The organism is Actinoplanes sp. NPDC004185 (genome assembly GCF_053603475.1).
Map to the genome: position 1 here is coordinate 85,816 of NZ_JBSGFR010000037.1, position 6,281 is coordinate 92,096.

At 74.9% G+C, this 6,281-nt stretch carries 7 protein-coding genes; 3 read left to right on the forward strand and 4 right to left on the reverse strand.

Annotated features, from left to right (window positions below):
- Position 1: 1 nt before the first annotated feature.
- Both ACWEOZ_RS31835 and ACWEOZ_RS31840 read right to left on the reverse strand, forming a co-directional pair.
- The gene (locus ACWEOZ_RS31835; protein WP_451914362.1) at positions 2-970 is read right to left on the reverse strand and encodes a hypothetical protein; all 969 of its coding nucleotides are present in this window, start codon (positions 968-970) and stop codon (positions 2-4) included.
- A 35-nt stretch (positions 971-1,005) separates the two neighbouring features.
- Positions 1,006-1,575 carry a TetR/AcrR family transcriptional regulator gene (locus tag ACWEOZ_RS31840; protein ID WP_451914363.1) on the reverse strand — a complete coding sequence of 190 codons (570 nt, stop codon included), beginning with the start codon at positions 1,573-1,575 and terminating at the stop codon, positions 1,006-1,008.
- Between the two features lie 84 nt (positions 1,576-1,659).
- On the opposite strand from ACWEOZ_RS31840, the gene ACWEOZ_RS31845 reads away from it, so the two are divergent.
- Complete coding sequence (locus ACWEOZ_RS31845; RefSeq protein WP_451914364.1) at positions 1,660-2,541, forward strand: SDR family oxidoreductase; 882 nt, start codon at positions 1,660-1,662, stop codon at positions 2,539-2,541.
- Between the two features lie 2 nt (positions 2,542-2,543).
- On the opposite strand, the gene ACWEOZ_RS31850 is transcribed toward ACWEOZ_RS31845, so the two are convergent.
- Entirely contained in the window at positions 2,544-3,512 is a 969-nt protein-coding gene (locus tag ACWEOZ_RS31850; protein ID WP_451914365.1) for a hypothetical protein, read from the reverse strand.
- Positions 3,513-3,616: 104 nt separating this feature from the next.
- On the opposite strand from ACWEOZ_RS31850, the gene ACWEOZ_RS31855 reads away from it, so the two are divergent.
- Complete coding sequence (locus ACWEOZ_RS31855; RefSeq protein WP_451914366.1) at positions 3,617-4,486, forward strand: alpha/beta hydrolase family esterase; 870 nt, start codon at positions 3,617-3,619, stop codon at positions 4,484-4,486.
- A gap of 9 nt (positions 4,487-4,495) precedes the next feature.
- Here the strand turns inward: ACWEOZ_RS31855 and ACWEOZ_RS31860 are convergent, their stop codons facing one another.
- Positions 4,496-5,335: a LysR family transcriptional regulator gene (locus ACWEOZ_RS31860; RefSeq protein WP_451914369.1), complete on the reverse strand. Its 840-nt coding sequence runs from the start codon at positions 5,333-5,335 to the stop codon at positions 4,496-4,498.
- A gap of 100 nt (positions 5,336-5,435) precedes the next feature.
- Here ACWEOZ_RS31860 and ACWEOZ_RS31865 point away from each other — a divergent pair, with 100 nt between their 5' ends.
- Positions 5,436-6,170 carry an SDR family oxidoreductase gene (locus ACWEOZ_RS31865; protein WP_451914367.1) on the forward strand — a complete coding sequence of 245 codons (735 nt, stop codon included), beginning with the start codon at positions 5,436-5,438 and terminating at the stop codon, positions 6,168-6,170.
- The last annotated feature ends 111 nt before the right edge of the window (positions 6,171-6,281 follow it).

A 6,281-nucleotide genomic window follows, 5' to 3' on the forward strand; every position in this document is an offset into this window, starting at 1 on the left:
GTCAGCCCGGCTCGTTGCTCTGCTCCACCGCCTGCGGACCCGTCGCCCGCCACTGCTGGTCGTTCACCGGGCGGGACCGCTGAGCCAGCCGCAGCAGCGCGGCAACAGCACCGTCGGTCAGCGACGATCCGCTGTAGCCGACGTACGCCACCACGCCCGGCGCCGGCTCCCAGGCCAGCGAACCGTTGCCACCGAAGACCGGCGACACCACGGCCGGGCGGTCACCGACCTGTCCGGCGGCGGTGGCGTGGGCCGCGTACAACTGGTCCTCGAATCCGCCGCCGCGGGCGACCCCGGTGTAGGCCAGGCCACCGCCGAGCGCGGCCTGCTCGCCCAGCGCGGCGCTGCCGTAGCGGACCTCATGGATGGCGGGCGGCCGGTACGGCCCACCGCCGGCCACGGTGTAATCCGCCGGCGGCTCTTCGACCACCGGCCGGCCGCGGGCGACGCTCGTGCGGGCCGCGATGGTGACCAGCGCGGGTTCGGGCAGGTCGCCCCGGATGCGGGCGTACGCACCGGCGACCGGCCAGGTCACCGAATCCGGCCCGGCCTTACCGGCCTTGCCGCCGACCTCGACGGTACCGGCGCCCGTGGGCGGCGCGGCGACCGGAAAGGTGATCACGGCGCCGTGCCGGCCCAGTGAGCCGTCGGCGCGGCGGACGACGACGGTCCACGGCCCGTTGCCCGCCGTGGGGTCCCGGCGGTCCAGGCTCGTGCCGCCGCGGGCACAGCCGATGACCAGCGCGACCGGCACGACGGCCGTGGCGGGGCTCAACGCCGGGCAGGACGGCCCGGCGGTCGGCGGCACCGGGTCCGAGGCCGCGGGTGGGATCGGTGCGCGACGGTGGTCGAGGGCGACCGCCACGGTCCCGGCCGCGAGGGCCGCCAGCACGACAACACCGGCCACCACCAGGCGGCGGGACGGCCGCCGGGGTGGCTCGCCGGGGCCGAAGGTGACGATGTCGGTCACCGGTCCAGTATGCGGCCCGGGCGTGCCGGAGTCCGTCAGCTCAGCGCCGCGCTCGCGGCCCGCAGCTCCTTCAGGGCCGCCAGGGTGTACGGCGCGAGATCGTCCTGGTCGCCCTCGGACCACTCGGCGTATCCGCGTTTGAAGGCCAGCACGCCCAGCTCGCCCGCGAGGGCCGCGGTCGGGTCGGGCACGCCGCGGGCGATGAGCGCTGTCGTCATGGCGGCCGCCAGGCTGACGCTCTTGAGGGCGTCCCGCTCCTGGAGCTCGGTGCTGGCGGCGACGGCTGCTTTCAGGCGGGGGCCGAGCTCGCGGTTGGCCGGGCCCAGGGCGCTGGAGGCGCGTTCGAGGCCGGCGGCGATGGCGTCCAGCGGGCTCGCGCCGGGAGGTGCCTCGGCGATGCCCTCGGCCAGGAGCCGGCTCAGGGTCTCCTGACCGGCCACCAGCAGCTCGCGCTTGTCCGGGAAGTGCCGGAAGAAGGTGCTCTTGGTGACCCCGGCGCGCTCGGCGATCTGGGCGACCGTCGTGGCGTCGTAGCCCTGCTCGGTGAACAGGTCGACGGCAGCGATGACGAGTCGTTCGCGCGCGCCTGGTTCCCATCGGGCCATGGGCCCATCATAAGCGATGGGACTTCTGTCCCATCACTCTGGTAGGGTCATGGGATAAGTGTCCCATCACTCAGGGAGAGTTCCATGCGCGTCTTCATCACCGGTGGCACCGGCCTCATCGGGTCGGCCGTCGTCACCGAACTGCTCACCCACGGCCACACCGTGCTGGCGCTCGCCCGTTCCGACGCGTCCGCGGCGGCTGCCGAGGCCGCCGGCGCCGAGCCGCTCCGTGGCGGGCTCGCCGACCTCGACGTGCTGCGGGCCGGCGCCGCGCAGGCCGACGGGGTGATCCACCTGGCGTTCAGCCACGACTTCAGCACCGCCGAGGCCGTCGCGCGGGCGGTCGCCGAGGAGAACGCCGCCGTCGCGGCTCTCGGCGAGGAGCTCGCCGGCAGCGACCGCCCGTTCGTCACCGTCTCAGGCACCCCGTACGTCCAGGGCCGGCCCTCCACCGAGGCCGATCCGCTCTCCACCGAGGGTCTGGTCGGCGGTCGCAGCCGCGGTGTCCTGGCTGTTCTGGATCTGGCCTCGCGCGGGGTCCGGAGCACGGCGATCCGCCTGCCGCGCACGGTCCACAACGAAGGCGAGGGCGGTTTCGCCGGTCTGCTGACCGGCATCGCGCGCCGGACCGGGGTCTCCGGCTACCCGGGGGACGGCACGCAGCGCTGGCCGGCCGTGCACGCGCTCGACGCGGCGGTCCTGTTCCGGCTGGCCCTGGAGGAGGCGCCGGCCGGGACCGCCTGGCACGCCGTGGCCGACGAGGGCGACCCGGTGCGGGACATCGCCGGCGTCATCGGCCGGCGGCTGGGTCTGCCGGTCCAGGCCGTGCCGGCGCAGACCTACGGGCCGCTCGGCGCCATCTTCGCCACCGACCAGCCCGCGTCCAGCGCCCACACCCGGGAGGCGCTGGGCTGGAAGCCGACGCACCCGAGCCTGCTGGAGGACCTGGAGAACCTCCGGCCCTGACGTCATTCGTCGTGCCGGCCCACCAGGTCACGGCCCAGGGTGGTGGCCCGGTGCACGATCGCACCGCCCTCGCGCCGGCTGGAGGTCAGCCCGGCGGCCCGCAGCGCGGACAGGTGCTCCGAGGACGACGACACGCTGATGCCGACCTGCCGGGCGATCGTCGACGTGGTGTGCCGGCCGGGCCGGGCGGCCTGGATCAGCACCGCGCTGCGGGTCCGGCCGAACAGCCCGGCCAGGGCGGCCGGGCCGGCCGGCCGGCTGTCCAGCTCGGCCGGTGGCTCGACGGGATAGACGATCAGGGCGGGCCGGCCCGGTGCGACCAGCACCCGCGGACGCGGTCCGGCGAACGGTGACGGCACCAGCAGCAGCCCGTGCCCGCCGAGCCGCACCTCACCGTCCTGCCAGGTGCCGACCTCCAGCACCGGCGCCCGCCACCGGATCGCGGGGTGCAGACCGGCGAGGACGCCGTCGGCCCCGGCGAGCGCGTAGCGGCTCGCGGCCTCACCGACGAACCGGCGGTGGGCGCGCTGCAGGGCCGGCCAGTCCGGGTCCAGCACCTGGTGGAAGTACGACCGCATGGCGGTGACCAGCGTGTCCAGCACCTGGGGGTCGGCGGCAGCGAACCGGCGGCGGGCGGCGCTGACCGTGACGCCGGCGTACGCCGCCGACACCTCGGCCCGGACCCGTCCCACCGGCGTCGAGCGGATCGCGTCCAGCCCTTCCTCGATGGATCCCAGGCCCTCCCACGGGGTCATGAAGTCCGGCACGAATCCCTGGCATGGCAGCAGATGGTGCAGCGGCCGCAGCATCGGCGCCGCCGTCGCGACCCGGCGCGCGAGGGCCGGCAGGGAGGCGGCCACGGGTTGCTGCCGCAGGGCCTGGCTGGCCAGCAGCACGGTGCCGGCCGGGTGCAGCCGGTCGGCGAACCGGATCTGCGTGAGGTCCGCGGGCCCCAGCCACAGGCGCAACATCCGGACAGCTTGCCAGCCTTTCGGCGCCGGCCGAAACCGTTGACCGGCCGGGACCCGTGACCCGACCCTGCTGGCGTGGCGGTCGGCGAGGACGGGGGCAATCGGTGCGGCGTACGGGTTTGATCATCGGCGTGGTGTGCGGACTGGCCCTGGCCGGATGCAGCCAGGAACCGGCGGCGACGCCGCCGGCGCAGCAGCCCGCGGCGGGCGACCACAAGCTGACGCTCGACGTCGGCGGTCAGGAACGCACCTATCTGCTGCACGCCCCGCCGGGTTACCGGGCCGACAAGCCGGTGCCGCTGGTCGTGGCCCTGCACTTCTATCCGGGCTCCGGCACGGCTCTGCGCGACATGATCGCGATGGACGCCAAAGCCGATGAGCACGGGTTCCTGGTCGCGTACCCGGACGGCGTGGCCGGCGGCTTCAACGCGCTGGTCTGCTGCGGCGCCGAGGACGACGTGGCCTTCCTGCGGACGCTGACCGCGCGCCTGATCACCGGCTGGCGGGTGGACCCGGACCGGGTGTACGCCACCGGCATCTCCAACGGCGCCGACATGAGCTTCCGGCTCGCGGTCGAGGCGAGCGGGGTGTTCGCCGCGATCGGCGCGGTGAGCGGCGGCTTCGGCGGTCCCCGGGTGGAGGCGGCCTCCTACGCGCCGGCGAAGCCGGTCTCGGTCGTCACCGTCATCGGCGCTCAGGACCAGTACTACGACATCTTCCGCGCCGGGCTCGAGAAGTGGCGCGAACGGCTGCGGTGCGAGCCCGTCAAGACGCCGCCGAGCGGCGGGAAGACCGTGCGACGGTCCGCCGCCCGGTGCGCCGACGGCAGCGACATCGAGGTGTACGTCGTCACGGACATGGGACATTCCTGGCCCGGAGCCCAACAGGGGCAACTGGCCCGGCCCGACGCCCCGATCGTGGCCACGGACGTCATCTGGGACTTCTTCGCCACCCACCCCCGCCTCCGCGGGTGACGGCGGCCGTCACAGCCGGGCCGCCGTGCGGACGAGGCCGGCCACGGCCCGGGAACGGCTGTGCGCGGGCCAGGCCAGCACCGTGGTGACGGGGGAGGAGTCGGTCAGCGGGATGGCGGCGTGCGCGCCCCACAGCCACGTGCGGGCCGAGGCGCAGATGACGGCCATGGTGTGCCCCAGGGCGATCAGCTGGGCCAGCTGCGACAGGTCGTGGATCTCGGGGCCCGGGCCGTCTTCGTACGTGCCGTCCTGGCGGGGCCAGCGGGCGACCGGCAGCCCGGGAACGTCGCTGAGGTCGGCCATGAGCAGCGACGGCCGCGCGGCCAGCGGATGGGCTGCGGGCACGACGGCGATCTGCTGCTCGGTCAGCACGTCCTCGGTGTCGAAGCCGGCCAGGGAGTCGAAGGGCCGCTGCATGAAGGCCACGTCGGCCCGGCCGTCCCGCAACATCCGGGCCTGGTCGCCCATGCCGCACAGCACCACGTCGATCTCGGCCGCCCCCGGCTCGGCGGCGTACGCGTCCAGCAGCTCGCGCAGCAACTCGTGATTGGCCCCGGCCTTGGTCGCCAGGGTCAGGCGGTTCGTGCCGGTGGCGGCGCGGCGGGTGCGGCGGGCGGCGGCCTCGGCGCTGTCGAGGATGGCGCGGGCCTCGTCGAGCAGCACCTGTCCCGCGCCGGTGAGCGTGACGCCCCGGCGGTTGCGGTCCAGCAGGGTGACCCCGAGGCGGCGTTCGAGCTGCTGGATGGCCCGGGACAGCGGCGGCTGGGCGATGCCGAGGCGCTCGGCCGCCCGGCTGAAGTGCAGCTCCTCGGCGACGGTGACGAAGTACCTGAGCTCGCGGGTCTCCAGCGTGTCCACCGCGCCACGATACTCCGGTGATACCCGGGCGGTATGACAGCGCACCGCAACGGTGTAAGCGCCGGCCCGGCCGCCGGGTCAGCATCGGGGCATGACCGACAAGAAGACCGCGCTGGTGACCGGCGCGAACAAGGGACTCGGGTACGAGATCGCCGCGGGCCTGGGTGCCCGCGGCCACCGCGTGGCGGTGGGCGCCCGCGACCAGGCCCGGGGGCAGGCGGCGGTGAAGTCGTTGCGGGCCGCCGGCGTCGACGCCTTCGCCGTCGCGCTGGACGTCACCGACGACCGCAGCGTCAGCGCGGCCGCGGAGCTGATCACCCGCGAGGCCGGACGACTCGACGTGCTGGTCAACAACGCCGGCATCTCGGGGGAGACCGGCCCCGGGTGGGTGCAGGATCCGACGACCCTCGACCTCGACGTGGTCCGCGAGGTCGTGGACACCAACGTGTACGGGGTGATCCGGGTGACCAACGCTCTGCTGCCTCTGCTGCGGCGGGCACCGTCGCCGCGCATCGTCAACATCTCCAGCAGCGTCGGATCGCTGACCTGGCAGACGGATCCGGCCGTCGACGTCGGCCCGGTCATGGCCGCCTACTCGCCGACGAAGTCCTATCTCAACGCCGTCACCGTGCACTACGCGCGGCAGTTCGAGGGCACCGGAATCCTCGTCAACGCCGCCTGCCCGGGCCTGGTCGCCACCGACTTCACCGGCTTCTTCGGGCGGCCCGTGAGCGAGGCCGCGGCCACCCCGATCCGGCTGGCCACGCTGCCCGACGGCGGCCCGACCGGCTCGTTCTTCAACGACGCCGGCGTCGTCCCCTGGTGACGACGCGAGTGGCGGGGGGGGGGGGGGGCCCCCGCCGCGAGGGTGGGGGGTGTGGGGGGGGACGCGGGAGCCCCGGGGGCGGCCCGGGGGGGGGCGCACGCCGCAGCAGGG